The following is a 17,731-nucleotide window of genomic DNA, read 5'->3' as shown; positions in this document are numbered from 1 at the left end:
ATATCCTTGTCAGATAGCAGCAAAGGGGGCGTATCGGGGGGCGAGTTCGGGTGGCCCGCGGGCGCGGGCGAGCGGGAGCCTCATAGCGTGGTCACCGTCTCCCACTCCCACGATCCGACGCGCACGTTCACCAACGGCGGCGTCCCGGTGACTCGCTCACCCCGACGCACCCGATACAGTCCGGGCACGCGAGGCGGGCCGTCGAGTGCCTCGATGTAGCGGTGCAGAGAGCAGTCCTCGAGCTGACGATCCTTCCGTTCCCTCAGCGGGTGGCGGATCGTGAAGCCGGCCTCGCCGAGCGTGACCATGTGCTCGGTCTCCCGGTCCTCCAAGATGTCCGTCACGATCGTCGAGTCGGGGCAGGTGCCGTTACTGCATGTGATGAAGCCTCCGGACGCGACGAACAGGGTGTCGCCGCAACCCATCGGACAGCGGCCTGCGACGGCTGACCGCGACCTGGGCACTGCTGGTTCCATCGGATGTGTCTCCTAACTTTCGCAATCGGGGCAGACGTCACGCGCACTGCGTTTCGTCCAGAAGTGCCGACGCGCCAACGCGAACGCATCACGGGCGGTGTCGACGAAGAAGTTCGCTTTGCGGCCACACCCGTCACAGGTGATCTGCCACCCCGACATCGACTGCTCACGAATCGTCTTGATCATCTCGGCCGGCGCCGTTCGAGATACCGCTCACCGAGCGAGACCGCGATCGACGACACCTGAAGCGCGACGAAAAACGCAGCCGACGCGGTCAGCGCCAACGCAACAGCCACAGAACCGATCTCGGCGCGCGTCACGCTGTACCTTCGATCAGCGCGCCGTACCACTCCTGCACCCACCTGGCATCACCGATCGCGGTATGCCGGTACTCGGCGTCCGGAGGTGCAACACCGCACATCTTCGACAGAACGTCAGACTCGATCGGCAGCGTCGGCGGTTCCGCACCGGACCGTCTGCACTCGTTCACGATGTACCCGAACGCCATGGCCTCGATATCGATCGGCTGATAGTGCCACGCCGGAACCAGCCTGTGCCGCCGCAACATCGCCGCGACACACTCAGTATCGAAGCTCGGGACCGCACCGATCAGAGTTGCACCGCGGGTCATGCGCTCGATCAGACTCGCAGCCTTCGCCTCCGTCGCCAGCCACGTCCCCGGCGAATGCTGCTGCTCCTCCTCACCGTCCTGCAAATGCGGCATCGGATTGTCCGTCCGGAACGACGGGTGATTGCTGTAGAACTTCCCGATGTTCAGACCCACCAACTCGGCCGCCGACAGGTCGACGTCGTCGACGAAGATCCGAAGCTCTGTCGTGTACCCGTGCGGCTCCCTCCGGATCAATGCAATCTCCCACGGACGGCGGTCGAGATGCAGTCCAGTGGTTTCGGTATCGATGAACACCAACGGGTTAGTCACAGTTGACCTCTCAGTATTCGAGCTTCGGTAGACGACGGTGCATAGCCGGATGCGCGGTCCGCGTCCGGATCACGAAGAACCAGCCACAGCGCAATGCACGCGACGGCAGCGGCGAGAACGAAGATCAGCCACATCTCGGCGCCTCGTCCCACGTGCGGCCGTCGAGCTCGCGGCCGGCGTTCTTCTTCCCAACGCGACGGACTTGCTCGCCGCCCGGAAAACTGGCGTAGTGGTCGGAGTGTGCAATCACGTCGAGCGGTGCCCACTCACCCCACTGCTTGAACAGAAACGGCACACTCGCTGCAACGCATTGATCGCGAACCGATCTCGCCCAATCGGGATTCATCGGGCGCGCACCGTGGCCGGACTCACCTCCGACGATCACCCAGTCGAGAACATCGAGGGCCGAGTAGTCCTCGTCATGCGGTGACGTGATCGCGCCGAAGTCGATTCCACCTAGAAGGGGTTCCGCTGAGACGAAACGAACTACGGCCGGGGTCTCGATCAGAGCTGGGACACGGATCTCTGCCCAATTCTGATCTTCCGCCGACACACCCAGCCACACGTTGGGAAGGACTGCGGGCCAGTACCGCGGCCCGTCCATCCAGTCGTACAGAATCACTCCGCCGATGAACTCTTCTGCCGCGACAAGGAGCTCAGCGCGGCCGCACTCCTTTGCAGCCGGGTGCTGCGGCGGAAGCGAAGGGTCACCGACGTCGGCCCACTTGCGCAACCACGCTCGCATGCGTGCAGGTCGCTTGGTGAGGATCTGGAATGTGTGGCCGCGGTAGCGTTCCGGGATGCATCCTGCGCTCAGCCCCATCACGAACCACACTGCAGCGATGAACCCGTCCGGTACTGATTCGTGAAACAGATCGGACATGGAGTTCACAAAGATGCGGCGAGGCTTTTGCCACCGCAACGGCTGGTCGAGCCGCTCCGGACGCAGAGTGACCTCGAACCCTGCGTGGTACGCGGGCGTCCCGTTGAACCTGCGCGCGATGGACTCGGCGTAGCAATGATCGCAGCCCGGGGACACCTTCGTACATCCGGTCACAGGATTCCACGTAGCGTCGGTCCACTCGATGCCAGTCTTGTCACCCACGGCGCGCTACCTTCTCGTCCAGCTTCGGTCCGCGTTCCTTGTTGTACAGACGCACCAGCACGACGGCGACCATCACCTGCAGGCTTCCTGATTCGAACTCTCGTAGGGACTGCGCCTGCGCTCGGACTTGCCGTGGTGTCATCTCAGCCATCGCGTCGGCGAGACGGCCGGACTTGAAGGTAGCTCCGGCCTCGACGTCGTCGAATGAGTCGAGGACGATGCCTACCCCAGCAACGATTGCGCCTTCGAGTGCATCTTGCGATGGGGGCCAGGTATCGGTGATCAGGAACAGAGTGTTCACGACCAACGACTGGCCGCCCTTGCGTAGGAGACGCTCCAAGCTCGTGATGCACCGCAGGTGGGTGGGCCCGGGCTTCGGATTGATCTGTAAGCCGAGTTGCGCGACAGCCTCTTCGATGACCGTGACCTCGCTGTCGCCCGCAGCCTTGCGGGCACGCCACCGATCCCACGTGGACAACGGTTTGGTTTTCCGATCGATCTCGTCGAACAGCTGAGCCTCACCGGCGACGTCCAGGCCTGTGTGGACGTTGACGACGAGATGGGCGTCGGGATCGCGCATGCCCGCCGCCGCCCAGCGGTGTTGGCCGTTGATGATGGCGTATCGAGGTTGAGCATCGTCGCCGCGATCGGATACGTCCAACACACCGGCGAGCCGCGGATCCCACTCGGCTGCGATCTTGCGGACGCGTTTAGTGTCGCACTCGCGCTGGTATGTGTGGTCGACGAACAGGTCGCAGACCGATACTGCGAGGGGAAACGAAGTTGGGGTCGTCATAGCGCCTCCCACCGCGTGATCGCGACCTGGCGGTTGGTGATCGAGGTTTCCGTGCCGGCGGCTGGTGCGGGCGCGGGCCAACACATCCAGGAATGCTCGAAGGTGCCGTAGTCGGCGGCTTCGTTGCGGGTGAACTCCGCCCATGTGTGTTTGATCTGATCGGTGAGTTTCGCTCGAACTCCGTCGATTTGAGGGTTCATGTCGTCGTACTGCACGCCGACGTAGGTGCGCCAGTATTTGCTGAGCGCGGCGATCATGCGGCGTCGGTCGACGTGACCGGATGCGATGATCGTTTCGCCGTCGTCACCGAGTTCGGCGAGAGATACTCCGTACGCCTCAAATACGAAGTCGACCGGCTCCGGGGTGAAGGTGGTGGGTGTCACGATAGCGCAGCCGTAGCTGTGGAGTGCACCCCTGATCTCCCCGGCAATGGCTGTGCACTTCTCTTGCGCTTCCATCTGCGCGAACATCGGTCGGGCATACGCAGCAGCGACCGCTTTCTCCATCAGTTCGTCGACGTCGAAGTCGGGTGCGCCGGTTCCGGTCGGACGTAACGTCGCAGTCATGACTCCTGCTCCTGTTCTTGGGCTTTGCGGAATCCACTGTCGGCTCGGTGCTGGTACACCCAGGCCGTGACGGCAGCTTTGGCGTCGACTTGCCAGTCCGCCTGGCGGGGCATCTTGAAGCGGACGTGGAAGCCGTAGACCCGGTCGCCTTTCCACCCTCCGGACGAGTCGTAGCGATACGGGATGCCGTGGTTCGCGTGGACGTCGAGCGTCAGGTACTGCTCGATGATCCTCTTCGACTTGGTGCGCTTGCGTGTCTGCTGCTGCAGGGTGACAACGACCGGGTACGAGCCTTCGGGCATGTCGACGACGAACGCGGCCGTCGCGAGATCTTCGTAGGTGTAGTTCTTTGGTCCCCAGATCTGCTCCAGCAGGTCCAGTTTCAGTCTGCCCTCGCGCCAGGACGCGAACTCGTCGCGTTCGTGGCGGTCGCTGTGCGTCCACAGGTTCCACGACAGGTCACCGTTTCCGAGGCCGGCGAGCTTGCCCATCCGAATTTGGAGGTCGCGGCCGTCGTAGCGGTGTTTCTCGCCGGCAAGGTGGGTGAGCCAGTTGGCGAAGTGCCTGCCGTTCTCGAGCCCCCAGTACACCTTGGCGCCGAGGATGCACAGGTGTCCATCGAACGGTGTCTCCGAGCCGAGAGTGCCGGCGTGGAAGCGCACCGCGAACGCGTCGTGGAAGTGGGCTCCAAGGTGCACTTCAAGTCGTCCACCGAAGAGCTGCTTGCCGTCCTCGTGTTCTCTGACAGTGATGAATCCTCGCCAGTGGACGAGCTCGCCGGGGCGGGGTCGGCGGGCTCGTTCGTCGATTGCGAATCGGTGCACGTGTAGGTCGGCGAGACGCTGGCGGAGGGTGCGCTTGGTGGGTGCCGCGTTGATCATCGGACACCTGCCACGAGCTGGCCGAGGCGGTCGGCGTAGGTGATGTCGGAGCCCTGCATCTTTTCGTGGGCGTAGCAGGTGTGTCGTCCGTGGTGGGTGTAGCCGAGCGACCATTGGTGTGCTGCAGCCCAGTTGATGGAGCGGTCCCAGAACTTCAGTCGCCCGGTGAGTGCTTTCCGGCGGAGGTCGTCCATCCAGCGGCGCGGGTCGACGAGGGAGAAGAACTCGATGCCGCGGGCCAGGAGCGCGAGGCCTTTCGCGATGTCGGGAAGTTCGGAGATCGGGTCCCCCCAGGCCGAGAGCTGCCAGACGTGGAACTTGCCGGGCGGTATGTAGCGGCCGCCCAGGATGCCTTCGCCGCCGCGGTTGACGCCGATGATCTGGCTGGTGTGGCGGGATGGGTCGGAGATGAGTCCGACGGCGCGGATCCACAGGGCGAGACGTCCGTCGCCGATGAGTGCGGCGACGTTGCCGGCGACCTGTGCGCCTCCGCTGTAGCCGAGGACGATCGCGCCGGGATACAGGGCGATCAGTTCGGCGAGGGCGGCCTGTGCTCGGGCGACGTTGACGCCGAAACTGTTTCCGTTCCAACGCGGGACCGGGCCGAACTCGGCCGACCAGACGAGTTCGACGATCATGAACAGTTCGGGGTCGAGGTTGCGGACGGTGTATGTCAGCAGGTTCTGCGCGTAGGGTTCGCCGATACCACGGCACAGGATGACAACGATGCGGCCCTGTTGCTTGAACGGAGCGGGCGCGGTCATCGGATCGTCAGATCGTCGGTCGTGGATGCGCGGCGGTAGAAGACGTGGAACACCAACCCTTGCGGGGTGATGACCGTGCCGAGGAATTCGGTGGCGGCTGCGTCGTCGACGGGATGCCCGGTGCCGGCGATGCGCAGGACGATGTACTCGGCGGGGCGTTCGTGGCGGGCTCGGGGCGTGCGGACCCAGACGTCGATGTGCGAGCCCGGCTGCAGGCGGGAGTTCGCGACGGACAGTGGGACCGCGCCGGGGAACAGCGGCAGGTGGAACGAGTCTTGGATCGGGACGCTGTAGCGGAGGACTTCGAATGCTGGCATGGGTTATTCGCCTGCTTCCTTGATCGACGGGGTGTTCGGATCCGGTAGTCGCGCCGACCAGGCGACCGACCACTCGCGGTGACGGATGTCGTCTTCTTCCGAGATGTTCAGCGGCATCAGCATTCCGAGGAACGAGTCACCCGCCCGGATGAGCAGTGACTTGAATCCGACGTGCGATTCGATGCGCAGCGGTTTCTGGTAGGCGGTGGCCGCGACCTTGAAGCGGGCCAGGAGTGAACCGTTGACTGCCATGTCCTCGAGCAATACCGGTGGGGCGTGGTGGCTGCGGGACATGAGCTTGGGGATGTCGAGGAACTGTTCGTCGACGGCGATGCGGGGGATCTTCAGCGCCCGGCCTTCGACGAATCCAGAGCAGTCGGTGACGGTGACGAACTCGTCGTCGGCTTCGATACGCAGCTGGTATTCCGGCGCTTCCGACGATGCGGTCTCTTTGCCGGACTTGAAGATCGACAGGACCTTCGTAACGTCTTCGGGTAGGAGGTCGAGTGTTTCGATGTGCGGATCGACGTACTTCCACACCGATGCGATTGCCAGTCCTACGGAGAAGCGGTCGGTGGCCACGACGGTGACGTTGACGGGGTCGATGATCAGACGGACGCGGGTCAGGACCGGTAGGTGCTCGTCGTCGCCGGCGTGGACGACGACCGAGGCGAGGGCAGCGCGGATGTCGGCGGTGCCGACGGTGATGCTGACGGTGCTCATTGGCTATCCCTTTCCTGTTCGGACTCGTCGGTGGGTGAGGGGCATTTCGAGTTGGCCTTCGACTTCGGTGTGCGTGGCCGCTTCTTTGCCCGCGAGGTAGCGGTAGATCCCGACCTGCCGCTCCGGAGGTTGGGCGAGGAACCACTCTTGGGCTGCGCGGACGGCGGCGTCCATGCGCTACTCCTCCGCATCGGCAGTGGGTGTGCGGTCTGCGATCAGCTGTTGTTCGATCGCGGAGAACTCGTAGCCGAACGGGTCGGCAAGGTGGTCCATCCACGTCTCGGCCTCGTCGTCTCTGTCGCGCCACATCCACAGGTTTTCCATTGATGCGTCCTCGTTTTCGAGGCGGGCCAGCAGGAACGCGGTGATGGCGAGCTGCTCGATGGTGAGCTTGTTGATGTGCCGCTCGATATCAGCCGTATCGGATTCGTCGTCGTCTTTGGTCAGCGGAGGCAGTCCGAGCATCTGGCGTGCACCGGTGGTGTCGTAGGTGTCGGTTGCGGCGGCGGTGCACAGTTCACGGAGGCACCACAGTGGCAACATCTCGTCGAAGCTGCCCGTTACGACCGATGCGAGGTACTTGCGCCGCACGGATGCTGCAGTCTTCAGATCAGCGCGGATCTTGTCGTCGAGCTCACGCTGCTCGCGGCGTTCCTTCTGCGCTGGTGTTTCCTCGACGGGCTTGGGTTGGCGCTTGATCGGCTCGCCTGCGTCGTCGCGCTCGATCGGTGTCTTCACGACCAGACGGAACCCGGTCTCGGATCGGGGCTCGAACACCGCGGCCTGCTCGGTGTCGGCGGGAACGTCTTCTCCCGGTTCGATATCGATCCACTCGAAGTCCGCGCCCTGGGCGTTCTCTTCTGCGTCGAGGTCCTTGTCTTCGACGATGCGGATGCCCTTGCTCGCCAGTTCCTTCGTCAGCTTGGCCTGCTTGCGCTGCCAGGCCCGGTTCTCCTTGGCGCGTTCGAGTTCCCACCGCAGGTTGTAGGAGCCCAGAGATGCTGCGAGTTTCTTGTACACGTCCGGGTCGTCGGCGAACTCGGCGACGGCGAGGGCGTCTTCCATCGTGATCTGCTTGGCGACGAGCTTGTCCTGCAGTTCTGCCGGGGACTTCGCCAGCTTCACGCGATCGCGGATGGTGCGCTGCTTATGACCGGTGCGTTCAGCGAGTCCTTTGACATCGACGCCCTCGAACTCCAACAGGGTCTGATACGCAGCGCCTTCCTCTACGGCGTTCAGGTCGGAGCGATGCAGGTTCTCGGTCAGCATGATCTCCAGCTGCGCGCGATCGTCGCCTTCGAGGTCGAACCGAACGATGCACGGCACCGATTTGAGGACCGCGGCCTTGGCGGCAGCGTGGCGGCGGTGGCCGGCGATGAGTGTGTACTTGCCCTTGGCCTTCGCCGGGGTCACTATCAACGGCTCGAGTACACCTGTGCCCTTGATCGAGTCGGTGAGTTCGGTGAGGTCACCGAGTTCTTTCCGTGGGTTCTTCGCGTGCGGGAGGATTGCGGTGGGCCGTATGTATTCGAGGCTGGTCTCGCGGACCGGTTCGGTGGTCGTCATGTCGCTGGTCTCCTGGCATGGGGTGCGCGGTCGTCGGTCAGGTGCGGTTCGGTAGATCGAGTCGTATGTGATCGGGTTTGCGGTTGAACGGTTTTCGGGCGACGCAGGATTCGGAGTGCCTCATCCAGAGGCGTTCACCGTTGGCTCTGGCTGCGTCGAGTTCGGAGCCCTTCAGGATTTCGGCATAGACGATGCGGGCGTTCGCAGGTCCGGAGTGGTGTTTGCGGATGACACCCGCTTCGGGGTCCGGTGACAGGTCGACTGGGATCCAGCCGTCCTCGCGGACCATCGATCGGCACCAGTGCACTTCGGCGTGGCAGTTCTTGCATTCGCTCGGCATCGTCTGTCGGTCACCCGCTTTCGTCGTCGGGGTCGAACGGGTCGACCGTGTGGACTGTGATTCCGAGTTCGGTGAGCAGTTCGACGCAGGCGAGCTGCACGCGAGCGGGGTGTGGCCGCAAGCTCGGCGGGCTGATACCGACGATCTCGCGGTCGGCGAACGTGGCCACCGCACGCCAGGTGACATCGACATCCGACGGCGGCGGTGCCTCGTCGGATGCGGCACCGTACTGCAGCGGCTCGTCCTTGCCGTTCGGATCGGTGGACCAGTAGACACGCAGTCCGCGCGCGCCGCGAGCTCGAACGAGATGCGAGGTGTAGACCAAGGTCTCGGCCATGCCCGCAAGGATCGGCGGCTGGTGTTCGGTCGCGGGCATCACGCCACCTCCCGGTTCATCGGCCGCACCACCGCGGCGCGGAACGTGCCGAGAAGGACAGCGCAGTCCGGGCACATACCGTGGCGGATGTTCGCCTGCGTCACTGTGGTGACGAAATCGCAGAACACGCAGCGAGTTTCGAGTGTCGTCGTCTCGCCGGGTAGGCGGTGAGATGGCGGTGCGAACCGGACGTTGCGGTCGAGGCCGATGTGCTCGCGAATCCTGTCGACCGTGTACAGCGTCCACAGGGTGTGCCGCGCAATATCGACGTCGGTCATGCCGCGGCCGACGAGGGTCGCCACCAGCACCCGGCGGTCGTACGCAGACAGTGCCTCACCCGGGGTGTTGCCGAGCAACGCGGAATGAAACAGATCCGGGTCATCGAGTCGCTTCATCAGATCACCACCCCGAGCGTCGGAGAGGCGAACGCGCACGCGGCGCCGAGGAGAGCACCCACCCCGGCCAGCGAGATCGCGGCGGTCGCGAATGCGCCGGCCGACTCCGGTGGGTACGGGTCCAGGGCTGCGTCGAGGGCGTCGAAGTCGATCACGCCGTCAGCGACGATGGCGGTGCTGGTGGTGGTGTACATGATCATGCCTCCGCTGCTTGTTCGAGAACGGAACCGAGGACGGCGAGCTGAGAGGCCAAGCCGACGATCAGCCTGTGCTCCTCGCGGTCGATCGAGTCGAGGGCGTCGAGCTCGCCCAGGCCAACTGCGATCGCTTTCCGGATGACCTCTGCGTTGTCGATCAGTTGCGCGCGGCGAGCTGCGCGGGCCTGCCGCCGTGACAGCTGCCCGACAACGACGGACACAGCGCCCGGATGAGAGGTGACGGTGGTCGTCTGCTCAGACATGAGCCACCGCCTGCGCGGCGTGCTCGACGGCAGGAGGCGGGCCGATCAGGACGGCACCGTGGGGGACGTAGCCGGCGACGACAACGTCACCGGGACTCATCCACCGGTCGCATACGACCTGCCAGATGTCCTGCACTCCGTTCTCGACGTCGAGACGGCCCGCGTACACCACGCGGCACGAGTACTCACGCCACACCGGACGCTTGAAGTCGTTGATCATCTGCACGCCAGTCGCCGGGTCGAGCACCGGGACGCGGAGCACGACGCCCTCGGGCGCCGGCGGGACGCTCGACCGCATGACCGGTGGGACATACGGCGCGAGGTCCGCAGCCCAATCTGCTACACGAGCTGCGGTAGCATCTTGTTCACTCATCAGGATCCTTAGCTGTCGGTGGTGAGTCAGGCGGGTCTCGCGAGCAGGCGGGGCCCGTCATTTCGTTTCGGAGGAACTCGTGGAGACCGGTGACGGCGGCGACTCGGGGGGGTCGGAAGTCAGCCGCCGCCACCGGGGCCTGAACCACCGGAAGCGGCAGGGGGGTTGACGCCCGCGCGATGGTCAGACAACTCGGCCGACTTCCCGACCGAGTGGCTTTTGCCGAGACGAAGATGCTCGCCCGGCTTCGGAACGTATGCGTTTAGTGCAGGGCTCGCGTGGACCTCAGCATCGAGATGGACGCGCTTGGTGTGCACGGAATCATCAGTGAGCAGAGGGTTTTCGAATGTCGGCATCTTCGACACCGCCGCGAGGTAAGCGTCCATCGACCATGCCTCCGGGTTCATCGTCACCCCATTGACATCATCGAGCGCGACGTTCAATTTGCCGACCGCCTCGCGGAGATCCTCCGCCGCAGCCGAAAACCGTTCAGTCGCATCAGGAAGCAGCCCAAGTCGATCCATCGATTCCAGATCCTCGACGGCGCGGATCAGATCGCGGCACCCGTGCAACACACTGCGTGCGCGGCGGCGAGCGAGTTTCGCTTTCTCGACCGCTGCTGCGTCGGCGGCAACACCGTCCGGTGTCCGCCGCTCCGGCTCCAGCAAGAACCGCCGACGACGGCGGCCCGCCGCGCTCACAGCCACGTCCTCAACGCGGCACCTACGAGCACGAACCCCCACAGTGCGAGCGAGGTAAAGGCAAGCGCCGCAGCGATAGTGCTCAGTGTGATGGTGATCGGGCGTGGGATGCGTGCGCCTCGTAATCGATGGATCATGAAACAGCCGATTCCGGACGCTGACGCAGAGCGTTGTAGCGTTCAACCTCTTCGGGTTCGATCAAGTAGGCGCCGGTCCGCGTCGGAAGCTTCTGCGCTGCAATCGCATTCCGCGAGATGGCCTGAAGAACTCCGCGACGGGTAATGCCAAGGCGAGACGCCGCTTGGGCAACCGTCAGAAGATGTTCGATACTAGGCATACGACAAGTTTTACTTCGCAACATGACACATGTCAACTATTGGACCTCAGTCAGTAACCATCCATGGAGCTTGTTACGTGTCACACAACGTAGTGACGGCGGTTGCTAAGTTACGAACATGGTTCTAAGCTACGAAGCATGACAACCGTGTATGACCAGGGCCGAGTTCCTGAGATCCTGCCGAAGCATCGGCTGCGTATTGCGCGTGACAACGCCGGTCTAGAGCAGAACGAGTTGGCCGACATCATCGGAATCTCACGTCAGAGCGTGTCTAACGCCGAAAGCGGCAAGTCCACACCACGCAAGGTCGTTTTCAACGCGTGGGCACTTGCGACGGGCGTCCCGGTGCAGTGGCTATTAACCGGAGAAGCAGAAAGCCCCCGCCCGGATGGAGATCCGAACGGGGGCTCACAGCTCCCCCGGCTGGACTCGAACCAGCAACCGTCCGATTAACAGTCGGAAGCTCTGCCAATTGAGCTACAGGGGATTACTCAGTGGCTTCGCACTCTCGTGCGGGCCGAGAGAAACAATAGCGCACACCCCCATGGGAGTACCAAATCGCCCTGCTCGGGCCCCGTCAGGCAGGATGGTGGGACGCGTGCACAACACTGATCTAAGGACTTGTGATGATTCGTTTGGTTCTGGCTGCTGGGGCGGCGTACGTGCTCGGAGCCAAGGCTGGTCGTGGTCGCTACGAGCAGATTCGTAAGACGGCTTCCGCCGTGGCGGGTAGCCCGGCGACCAAGAAGGTCATCGAGGTCAGCAGGCAGAAGCTGTCGGATTCGCTGAACACGCAGCCGAAGCTCGAGCCGATGAAGCCCATCGACGACGAGACGCAGCTCTATATCCCCCAGGATCAGCTGCGTAAGCGTTAGCCGGCTGCGGAGTCGTCCTCGACGTTGCCGATGGCCTGTTCGAGCAGGCTTCGTCGGTACTGTTCGAGGGCGATGACGTCGCCGAGGAGCGCGTAGTACTCGTCCTGGTTGTCCTGCGGTGACATGCGCTGCATCTTGGATTTGAGCTCGGCGACCTGCTCCCCCACCCAGACTTCCTGTAGACGAGCCAGTACCCCGCCGATGTATCGCGTGAGCGCGATGTCCGCCACCGGGATGTGCTCGACCGCGAGCTCCATCACGAGCGATTTCACGACCGCAGTTTCGGTCCGCTTGGCGACGGCGTCGACCCATTCCCCTCCGCCGAGGCCTGCGGCGGTCCCCCCTGCGGCGGTCACCGCTGCGCTGACGGCGGCGTAGGCGGGGTGAGTGAAGGTCTCGGGAGGCAGTGAGTCGAAGACCGACCCGGCGATCGCCGGGTTCTGCAGCGCGGACTTCAACGCCTCACGCTGAGGCCACAGGGACGGATCCTTGGGGTGTGGACGCGTCGGGCCGGCCGGCACCTCCGCCGGGGGCGCCTGGCGCTTGTCGAACGGTGTGCGTTTCTTCGTGTCTCCGCGTGCGCCCTTCTTGGCTTCGTCTCGAACCCGTGCGAGAACCATCGCGGTGTCGTCCCAACCGGTCCAGCCGGCGAGTTGGCGCGCGTATTCGTCGCGCAGCGATGCGTCCTTGATCCGCGCGACGACGGGGACGGTTCTGCGCAGCGCTTCGACCCGGCCTTCGGGTGTGTCCAGATCATGTTCACGCAGAAGGGATTTCACGACGAAGGCGAACATCGGGGTGCGGCGTGCAACGAGGTCACGTACGGCGGGGTCGCCGGATTTCTGCCTCAGCTCGCAGGGATCCATGCCCTCGGGCGCGATGGCGACGAAGGTCTGTCCGGCAATTTTCTGATCACCCTCGAAAGCCTTCATCGCGGCCGCCTGGCCTGCGTCGTCGCCGTCGAAGGTGTAGATGACCTCGCCGCGGAAGTAGCTGTCGTCCATCATGAGTCGACGAAGCATCGCCAGGTGGTCCTCACCGAAGGCGGTGCCGCACGAGGCGACGGCGGTCTTGACGCCTGCCAGGTGCATGGCCATGACGTCGGTGTATCCCTCGACGATGACGGCCTGATGCGATTTGGCGATGTCCTTGCGTGCCATGTCGAGCCCGAACAACACCTGAGACTTCTTGTACAGCATGGTTTCCGGCGTGTTGATGTACTTGCCGGGCATGGTGTCGTCGTCGAACAGTTTCCTGGCGCCGAAGCCGATGGTGTCGCCGCTCTGACTGCGAATCGGCCACACCAACCGTCGCCGGAACCTGTCGATGGGTGTTCCGCGCTTACCGGGTGTCGCCAGGCCCGCGTCGATGATCTCCTTGGCTTCGAAGCCGCTGGACAGCAGGTGCTTGGTCAGGGTGTCCCAGCCGTCGGGCGCATATCCGCAGCCGTACGCCAGCGCGGCTTGGCCGTCGAAGTTGCGCTCGGTCAGGTAGTCCCGAGCGGCCTGGGCGTCGGGTTCACGCAGACGCGCGGCGTAGAACTCCTGGGCCGCCGAGTTGGCTGCGATCAACCGCGCTCGGGTGCCCCGGTCACGTTGAACCGATGGCCCTCCGCCCTCGTAGGTGATCGAGTAGTTCAGCCGGTCGGCGAGTTGCTCGACGGCTTCGACGAAGGAGATGTGCTCGATCTTCTGGAGGAAGGAGTAGGCGTCACCTCCCTCACCGCAGCCGAAGCAGTGGAAATGCCCGTGGTTGGGTCGGACGTGGAACGACGGAGATTTCTCGTCGTGGAAGGGGCACAGGCCCTTCATCGAGTCGCCGCCCGCGCGCTTGAGAGAGACGTAGTCACCGACGACGTCTTCGATCCGTGTGCGTTCGCGAATGGCGGCGATGTCACGTTCAGGAATTCGGCCGGCCACGAAGGGCAGTCTAGTCCTGTCCCACGACTCCGACGAAGCGGATCAGCCCCAGCTGGCCTGAGCTCCGAGGCTGCGCTTGTCGATCAGTTCGAGGCGGCTTTCGGTGTAGGACGCGATCTGGTCCACCACGACTCGGGTGCGCTCGGCATCGGACTGCGCGCGGTTCCAGGCGGGGACGAAAATAGGGTCCAGCTCACCCGGCCCGGATCGTTCGACCCATTCGGCGACGCGGTGAATGCGGTCGCGTTGGCGTGCCTGCCGCACTTTGTGGCTCGCGTCGGACATCACGTAGCGCAGGGCCATCGTCTTCAGCAGAGCGACCTCGGACGCAACGATCGGCGGGATGACCAAGTCCGCGTCGTACCGGGACAGGGGTTCGGTTCCCCATTTCTGACGGGTGGCGTCGATGGCGGCGGTGGCGAATCGCCCGACCAGCTCGCTGGTCAGATGCTTCAACGCGACCGACGCGGCGAGGGTGCCGTCGAATTCACCGACAGCGAGGACCACCGGCATGCGGGACAGGCGTTCGGCGGCTTCGACGAGCTCGTTCTGGTCGAGGCCGCGAAACTCGCGAACACCGAGTTCGGCGAGCTCTCGTTGCTCGGACCGGTCGCCGAGTGACCGGAGTGCGATGCGGCCGTCGATGACGCCGTCTTCGACGTCGTGGACCGAGTAGGCGACGTCGTCGGCCCAGTCCATGGATTGGGCTTCGAGGCATTTGCGACGGTCGGGTGCGCCGTCGCGTACCCAGTCCAGGATGGCGGAATCGTCATCGTAGGCACCGAATTTCGCGCCGGGCGACGGGCGCAACCAGGGATACTTGATGGCGGCGTCGAGCGAAGCGCGGGTGAGATTGAGCCCGACGCTGGTGCCGTCGGAATCGAGGATCTTGGGCTCGATTCCGGTGAGGATGCGCAGGTTCTGCGCGTTGCCCTCGAACCCGCCGCAGTTCGCGGCGACCTCGTCGAGCGCTTTCTCGCCGTTGTGCCCGTAGGGCGGGTGCCCGATGTCGTGGGCGAGACCGGCGAGGTCGACGAGGTCGGGGTCTGCGCCGAGCCCTTCCCCGATGCTGCGACCGATCTGTGCGACCTCGAGTGAATGTGTGAGCCTGGTGCGCGGGGTGTCGCCGTCGCGCGGCCCGGTCACCTGTGTCTTGTCGGCGAGCCTGCGCAATGCCGCGCAGTGCAGCACACGTGCTCGGTCGCGCGCGAACTGACTGCGATGCGACGCGTTTTCCTGCCCGCTGTCCAGCCCGGCGGTCTTGGGTGCTTCGGTGACGAATCGTTCGATGTCGTGGTCGGTGTAGTCGCTCACTGTCATTGCCCTGCCGTGTAGGAGAAGTCCGCGGTGAAGTGCGTCAGCTGATACCACAGCAACGCACCGGTCTCACGCGCGATTCCGTGGGCCTGGGACTCGCGGGTGTACACGGCCGGGCCGGTGCGGGTGGGCGATGTCCACGCTTCGAGTCCAGCGTCGCGGGCCATGGTGCGCGTGCGCAACGAATGCCACGGATCGCTCACCAGCACGACGGACGACTTACCCTGTGCGCGAAGCGTTTCGCTGACCGCCTCGATGCTTTCCAGCGTGTCCGAGCCCTGTTCGACGGCAATGATCTTGTCCGCCGGCACTCCCTGATCGATGAGGTAGTTACGGCCGGACGCAGCCTCCGTGTAGAGGTCGCCTTCCTGCTTCCCGCCGACGGTCACTATTTCCGGTGCGACCCCTTCTTCGTACAACGCGGCTGCCTGTGACAATCGAGCCTCGAACACGCTCGACGGAGTGCCCGAGTACTGCGCTGCGCCGAGCACCACGATCGCCTGTGCAGGCGTGTGGTCGTCGATCCGGGCCACCTGCCAGACCCGCACCGCGGTGCCGCCGACGACGACGAGTCCCATCAGAACTACGCCGACGACGAGCCTCGTCGTCCAGCGACCGAGCGTGCCGAAGAACCCGAGCCGCGCGGGTTCGGGCTCGGTGTATTCGTACGTCTCCCCGTAGGGATCGCCGTACGGATCGCGGTCGACAGTCGAGTTCACTCCTCGAGTTTGCCAGCCCGACCCGCGAGAAGGCGCCTGGGCACGCGGGGCGGCCTACAACCATCCCCGTTCCCGCGCGACTCGGATTGCCTCGGCTCGCGTCGTCGTACCCGTTTTTCCGATTGCCGCGGACAGGTGATTCCGTACCGTCCCTTCCGACAGATGGAGCGCAGCGGCTACTCGACCTGCGGTTCCTCCCTCGGCAGCAGCACGGAGAACTTCCTGCTCACGTGCCGTCAGCGGGGACACTCCGTCGGTCAACGTCTCGGTTGCGAGAGTGGGATCGACCACCCGCAGGCCCATGTGAACGCGCCGGACGGCGTCGGCGAGTTGGCGCGCCGGGGTGTCCTTGACGACGAATCCATCGGCACCCGCGTCGATGGCGCGTCGAAGATATCCGGGCCGGCCGAAAGTGGTGACGATCATCACTCGGCAACCGGGGTAGTGCTTTCTCAGTTCTGCAGTCGCTGCGATGCCGTCGAGGCCAGGCATCTCTACGTCCAGCAGTGCGACGTCCGGGCGATGCTCCACGGCCGCCGCAACCACCTCGTCGCCGCGCCCGACTTCCGCGACGACCTCCAGATCGGATTCCAAGTCCAGCAGCGCCGCCAAGGCGCCTCGGACGAGAGCCTGATCGTCTGCCAACAGCAACCGGATACTCATGCCGCCACCACTTCCACCCGGAATCCACCCGCAGCTGACTTCCCCACGCTCAACGAGCCGTTCGACGCCTTCACGCGCTCGGCGAGCCCTCGCAGGCCGTGTCCGTCGTCCGAGATGCTTCCGGACGTGCCGACGCCGTCGTCCGAGATCTCGATGCGACCGGGTTCGACGACCACCGTGCACTGCCGGGCCCCACTGTGCCGGATCACGTTGGTGACCGCTTCGCGCACAGTCCACCCGAACAGTTCACGGTTGCGGAGAGGGACCACGTCGGCATCGGTGGGAAACACGGCGTCGATCCCCGCCGCGTCGAGAGCCGACCGCGCCGACGCGAGTTCCGTTGCGACGTCGACCGTGCGCATGGCCCCGACGGTGGAACGGACATCGCCGAGTGCTTCCCGAGCGAGAGCTTCCACCTCGGCGATCTCGACGGCCGCCCGGGCAGGATCGATCTCGACGAGCCGCCCGGCGAGTTCTGCTTTCACCGTGATGACGGTCAGCGAGTGCCCGAGAATGTCGTGGACATCGCGGCTCACTCGTTCACGCTCGGCGACGACGGCGAGGTCGGCGAGCTGTTGCCGTGCCTCGGCGAGTTCATGGTTGCGCTTGAAGACCTGAGTGATTCCCCAGGCCGCAACTGCGCTGATCACGAGCTGAAATGCGAAGAAGGAACCGGGATCCCAGGACGAAACGATGCGGGGCAGAAGTTCGACGACGGCGACCAGTGCAATGACAACCGCCCACGCCTGACGGGTGGACAACGTCATCATGGCGAGAACCGCCATGTAGATGGTCGCGCCGAACGCCTGACTTCCGATGAGTACAGCGAGGAACAGCGTCAGTGCCGCCATGCCGGCCAGGCTCGCCCAAGCCCATCCACGGGCGAGCGCAGGTCCTTCCCGTCGCGCAGTGCGAAATGCCCAGAACGTGACGACGAACAGGGCACCGAACGCGACGACGGCGGTCACGCCCGCCACTTTCCCGGCCAGACTGGGCAGCGCCAGGGACTCCCCCAGCGGGTACGCGAGATAGAACAGCCAGATCATGCCGAAGACCCAGCCGAAACGGAACGTCCGTCCAAGTCCCTCGGAGTCGTCCGTGTCTGACCGGGTCATGGCGAAC

At 64.5% G+C, this 17,731-nt stretch carries 29 protein-coding genes and 1 tRNA gene; 2 read left to right on the top strand and 28 right to left on the bottom strand.

Annotation, left to right across the window (positions count from 1 at the left end; genetic code table 11):
* Window positions 1-80 precede the first annotated feature (80 nt).
* The 22 genes from CH292_RS19205 to CH292_RS29665 form a co-directional block, all read right to left on the bottom strand.
* Window positions 81-476, bottom strand: a complete 396-nt coding sequence (locus tag CH292_RS19205) for a DUF6085 family protein (protein ID WP_179278007.1) — start codon at window positions 474-476, stop codon at window positions 81-83.
* A gap of 12 nt (window positions 477-488) precedes the next feature.
* Window positions 489-662: a hypothetical protein gene (locus CH292_RS28955; RefSeq protein WP_179278006.1), complete on the bottom strand. Its 174-nt coding sequence runs from the start codon at window positions 660-662 to the stop codon at window positions 489-491.
* Window positions 659-796 carry a hypothetical protein gene (locus CH292_RS28950; protein ID WP_179278005.1) on the bottom strand — a complete coding sequence of 46 codons (138 nt, stop codon included), beginning with the start codon at window positions 794-796 and terminating at the stop codon, window positions 659-661. The genes CH292_RS28955 and CH292_RS28950 overlap by 4 nt, the downstream gene beginning before the upstream one ends.
* Entirely contained in the window at window positions 793-1,416 is a 624-nt protein-coding gene (locus tag CH292_RS19200; protein ID WP_094655470.1) for a hypothetical protein, read from the bottom strand. Before CH292_RS19200 ends, CH292_RS28950 begins: the two co-directional genes overlap by 4 nt.
* Window positions 1,413-1,550: a hypothetical protein gene (locus tag CH292_RS28945; protein ID WP_179278004.1), complete on the bottom strand. Its 138-nt coding sequence runs from the start codon at window positions 1,548-1,550 to the stop codon at window positions 1,413-1,415. The genes CH292_RS19200 and CH292_RS28945 overlap by 4 nt, the downstream gene beginning before the upstream one ends.
* Complete coding sequence (locus tag CH292_RS19195; protein WP_094655469.1) at window positions 1,541-2,521, bottom strand: DUF5131 family protein; 981 nt, start codon at window positions 2,519-2,521, stop codon at window positions 1,541-1,543. Before CH292_RS19195 ends, CH292_RS28945 begins: the two co-directional genes overlap by 10 nt.
* Window positions 2,514-3,317 carry a DUF6551 family protein gene (locus CH292_RS19190; protein ID WP_143545770.1) on the bottom strand — a complete coding sequence of 268 codons (804 nt, stop codon included), beginning with the start codon at window positions 3,315-3,317 and terminating at the stop codon, window positions 2,514-2,516. Before CH292_RS19190 ends, CH292_RS19195 begins: the two co-directional genes overlap by 8 nt.
* Entirely contained in the window at window positions 3,314-3,883 is a 570-nt protein-coding gene (locus CH292_RS19185) for a hypothetical protein (protein WP_094655467.1), read from the bottom strand. The genes CH292_RS19190 and CH292_RS19185 overlap by 4 nt, the downstream gene beginning before the upstream one ends.
* The gene (locus CH292_RS19180; RefSeq protein WP_094655466.1) at window positions 3,880-4,764 is read right to left on the bottom strand and encodes a hypothetical protein; all 885 of its coding nucleotides are present in this window, start codon (window positions 4,762-4,764) and stop codon (window positions 3,880-3,882) included. The genes CH292_RS19185 and CH292_RS19180 overlap by 4 nt, the downstream gene beginning before the upstream one ends.
* Entirely contained in the window at window positions 4,761-5,528 is a 768-nt protein-coding gene (locus CH292_RS19175; protein WP_094655465.1) for a hypothetical protein, read from the bottom strand. Before CH292_RS19175 ends, CH292_RS19180 begins: the two co-directional genes overlap by 4 nt.
* Window positions 5,525-5,845 carry a hypothetical protein gene (locus CH292_RS19170; RefSeq protein ID WP_094655464.1) on the bottom strand — a complete coding sequence of 107 codons (321 nt, stop codon included), beginning with the start codon at window positions 5,843-5,845 and terminating at the stop codon, window positions 5,525-5,527. The genes CH292_RS19175 and CH292_RS19170 overlap by 4 nt, the downstream gene beginning before the upstream one ends.
* 3 nt (window positions 5,846-5,848) lie before the next feature.
* Window positions 5,849-6,568 carry a hypothetical protein gene (locus CH292_RS19165; protein ID WP_094655463.1) on the bottom strand — a complete coding sequence of 240 codons (720 nt, stop codon included), beginning with the start codon at window positions 6,566-6,568 and terminating at the stop codon, window positions 5,849-5,851.
* A 3-nt stretch (window positions 6,569-6,571) separates the two neighbouring features.
* Window positions 6,572-6,742, bottom strand: coding sequence for a hypothetical protein (locus CH292_RS28940; RefSeq protein ID WP_179278003.1), 171 nt, complete (start codon window positions 6,740-6,742; stop codon window positions 6,572-6,574).
* Window positions 6,743-6,745: 3 nt separating this feature from the next.
* Window positions 6,746-8,134, bottom strand: coding sequence for a ParB/RepB/Spo0J family partition protein (locus CH292_RS19160; RefSeq protein ID WP_094655462.1), 1,389 nt, complete (start codon window positions 8,132-8,134; stop codon window positions 6,746-6,748).
* A 37-nt stretch (window positions 8,135-8,171) separates the two neighbouring features.
* The gene (locus tag CH292_RS19155; protein WP_094655461.1) at window positions 8,172-8,474 is read right to left on the bottom strand and encodes a hypothetical protein; all 303 of its coding nucleotides are present in this window, start codon (window positions 8,472-8,474) and stop codon (window positions 8,172-8,174) included.
* A 10-nt stretch (window positions 8,475-8,484) separates the two neighbouring features.
* Window positions 8,485-8,850: a hypothetical protein gene (locus tag CH292_RS19150; protein ID WP_094655460.1), complete on the bottom strand. Its 366-nt coding sequence runs from the start codon at window positions 8,848-8,850 to the stop codon at window positions 8,485-8,487.
* Window positions 8,850-9,245 (bottom strand): hypothetical protein, encoded by a 396-nt coding sequence (locus CH292_RS19145; RefSeq protein WP_094655459.1) that lies wholly within the window; start codon window positions 9,243-9,245, stop codon window positions 8,850-8,852. Before CH292_RS19145 ends, CH292_RS19150 begins: the two co-directional genes overlap by 1 nt.
* Window positions 9,245-9,445, bottom strand: a complete 201-nt coding sequence (locus CH292_RS19140) for a hypothetical protein (protein WP_094655458.1) — start codon at window positions 9,443-9,445, stop codon at window positions 9,245-9,247. Before CH292_RS19140 ends, CH292_RS19145 begins: the two co-directional genes overlap by 1 nt.
* Window positions 9,442-9,705: a hypothetical protein gene (locus CH292_RS19135; RefSeq protein ID WP_094655457.1), complete on the bottom strand. Its 264-nt coding sequence runs from the start codon at window positions 9,703-9,705 to the stop codon at window positions 9,442-9,444. The genes CH292_RS19140 and CH292_RS19135 overlap by 4 nt, the downstream gene beginning before the upstream one ends.
* On the bottom strand, window positions 9,698-10,078 hold the full coding sequence (locus CH292_RS19130; RefSeq protein ID WP_143545769.1) for a hypothetical protein: 381 nt from the start codon (window positions 10,076-10,078) through the stop codon (window positions 9,698-9,700). Before CH292_RS19130 ends, CH292_RS19135 begins: the two co-directional genes overlap by 8 nt.
* Window positions 10,079-10,197: 119 nt before the next feature.
* Window positions 10,198-10,779, bottom strand: a complete 582-nt coding sequence (locus tag CH292_RS19125; RefSeq protein ID WP_143545768.1) for a hypothetical protein — start codon at window positions 10,777-10,779, stop codon at window positions 10,198-10,200.
* A gap of 133 nt (window positions 10,780-10,912) precedes the next feature.
* Complete coding sequence (locus CH292_RS29665; protein ID WP_179278002.1) at window positions 10,913-11,116, bottom strand: excisionase family DNA-binding protein; 204 nt, start codon at window positions 11,114-11,116, stop codon at window positions 10,913-10,915.
* A 138-nt stretch (window positions 11,117-11,254) separates the two neighbouring features.
* On the opposite strand from CH292_RS29665, the gene CH292_RS19120 reads away from it, so the two are divergent.
* Window positions 11,255-11,569, top strand: coding sequence for a helix-turn-helix transcriptional regulator (locus CH292_RS19120; RefSeq protein WP_094655552.1), 315 nt, complete (start codon window positions 11,255-11,257; stop codon window positions 11,567-11,569).
* On the opposite strand, the gene CH292_RS19115 is transcribed toward CH292_RS19120, so the two are convergent.
* A tRNA-Asn gene (locus tag CH292_RS19115) sits at window positions 11,531-11,603 on the bottom strand. The genes CH292_RS19120 and CH292_RS19115 overlap by 39 nt on opposite strands.
* Window positions 11,604-11,742: 139 nt before the next feature.
* Between CH292_RS19115 and CH292_RS19110 the strand changes: the two genes are divergently transcribed.
* A complete protein-coding gene (locus CH292_RS19110; protein ID WP_020111626.1) occupies window positions 11,743-11,991 on the top strand; it encodes a hypothetical protein in 249 nt (82 codons plus the stop codon).
* Here CH292_RS19110 and dnaG read toward each other — a convergent pair.
* Genes dnaG through CH292_RS19085 form a run of 5 tightly spaced genes read right to left on the bottom strand, consistent with a single transcriptional unit; the run spans window position 11,988 to window position 17,724 of the window.
* Window positions 11,988-13,910 carry a DNA primase gene (dnaG, locus tag CH292_RS19105; protein WP_019667474.1) on the bottom strand — a complete coding sequence of 641 codons (1,923 nt, stop codon included), beginning with the start codon at window positions 13,908-13,910 and terminating at the stop codon, window positions 11,988-11,990. The genes CH292_RS19110 and dnaG overlap by 4 nt on opposite strands.
* Before the next feature lie 42 nt (window positions 13,911-13,952).
* Window positions 13,953-15,230, bottom strand: coding sequence for a deoxyguanosinetriphosphate triphosphohydrolase (locus tag CH292_RS19100; protein ID WP_037141707.1), 1,278 nt, complete (start codon window positions 15,228-15,230; stop codon window positions 13,953-13,955).
* Window positions 15,227-15,946: a YdcF family protein gene (locus CH292_RS19095; protein ID WP_019667476.1), complete on the bottom strand. Its 720-nt coding sequence runs from the start codon at window positions 15,944-15,946 to the stop codon at window positions 15,227-15,229. The genes CH292_RS19100 and CH292_RS19095 overlap by 4 nt, the downstream gene beginning before the upstream one ends.
* Before the next feature lie 54 nt (window positions 15,947-16,000).
* Window positions 16,001-16,609 carry a response regulator transcription factor gene (locus CH292_RS19090; protein ID WP_019667477.1) on the bottom strand — a complete coding sequence of 203 codons (609 nt, stop codon included), beginning with the start codon at window positions 16,607-16,609 and terminating at the stop codon, window positions 16,001-16,003.
* A complete protein-coding gene (locus tag CH292_RS19085; RefSeq protein ID WP_230595653.1) occupies window positions 16,606-17,724 on the bottom strand; it encodes a sensor histidine kinase in 1,119 nt (372 codons plus the stop codon). Before CH292_RS19085 ends, CH292_RS19090 begins: the two co-directional genes overlap by 4 nt.
* Window positions 17,725-17,731: the final 7 nt, after the last annotated feature.

The organism is Rhodococcus sp. 14-2470-1a (assembly GCF_002259425.1).
Classification (GTDB): Bacteria; Actinomycetota; Actinomycetes; order Mycobacteriales; family Mycobacteriaceae; genus Rhodococcoides; species Rhodococcoides fascians_E.
The sequence above is the reverse complement of the archived record's forward strand: the minus strand, read 5'-3'. Positions and strand labels throughout refer to the sequence as shown.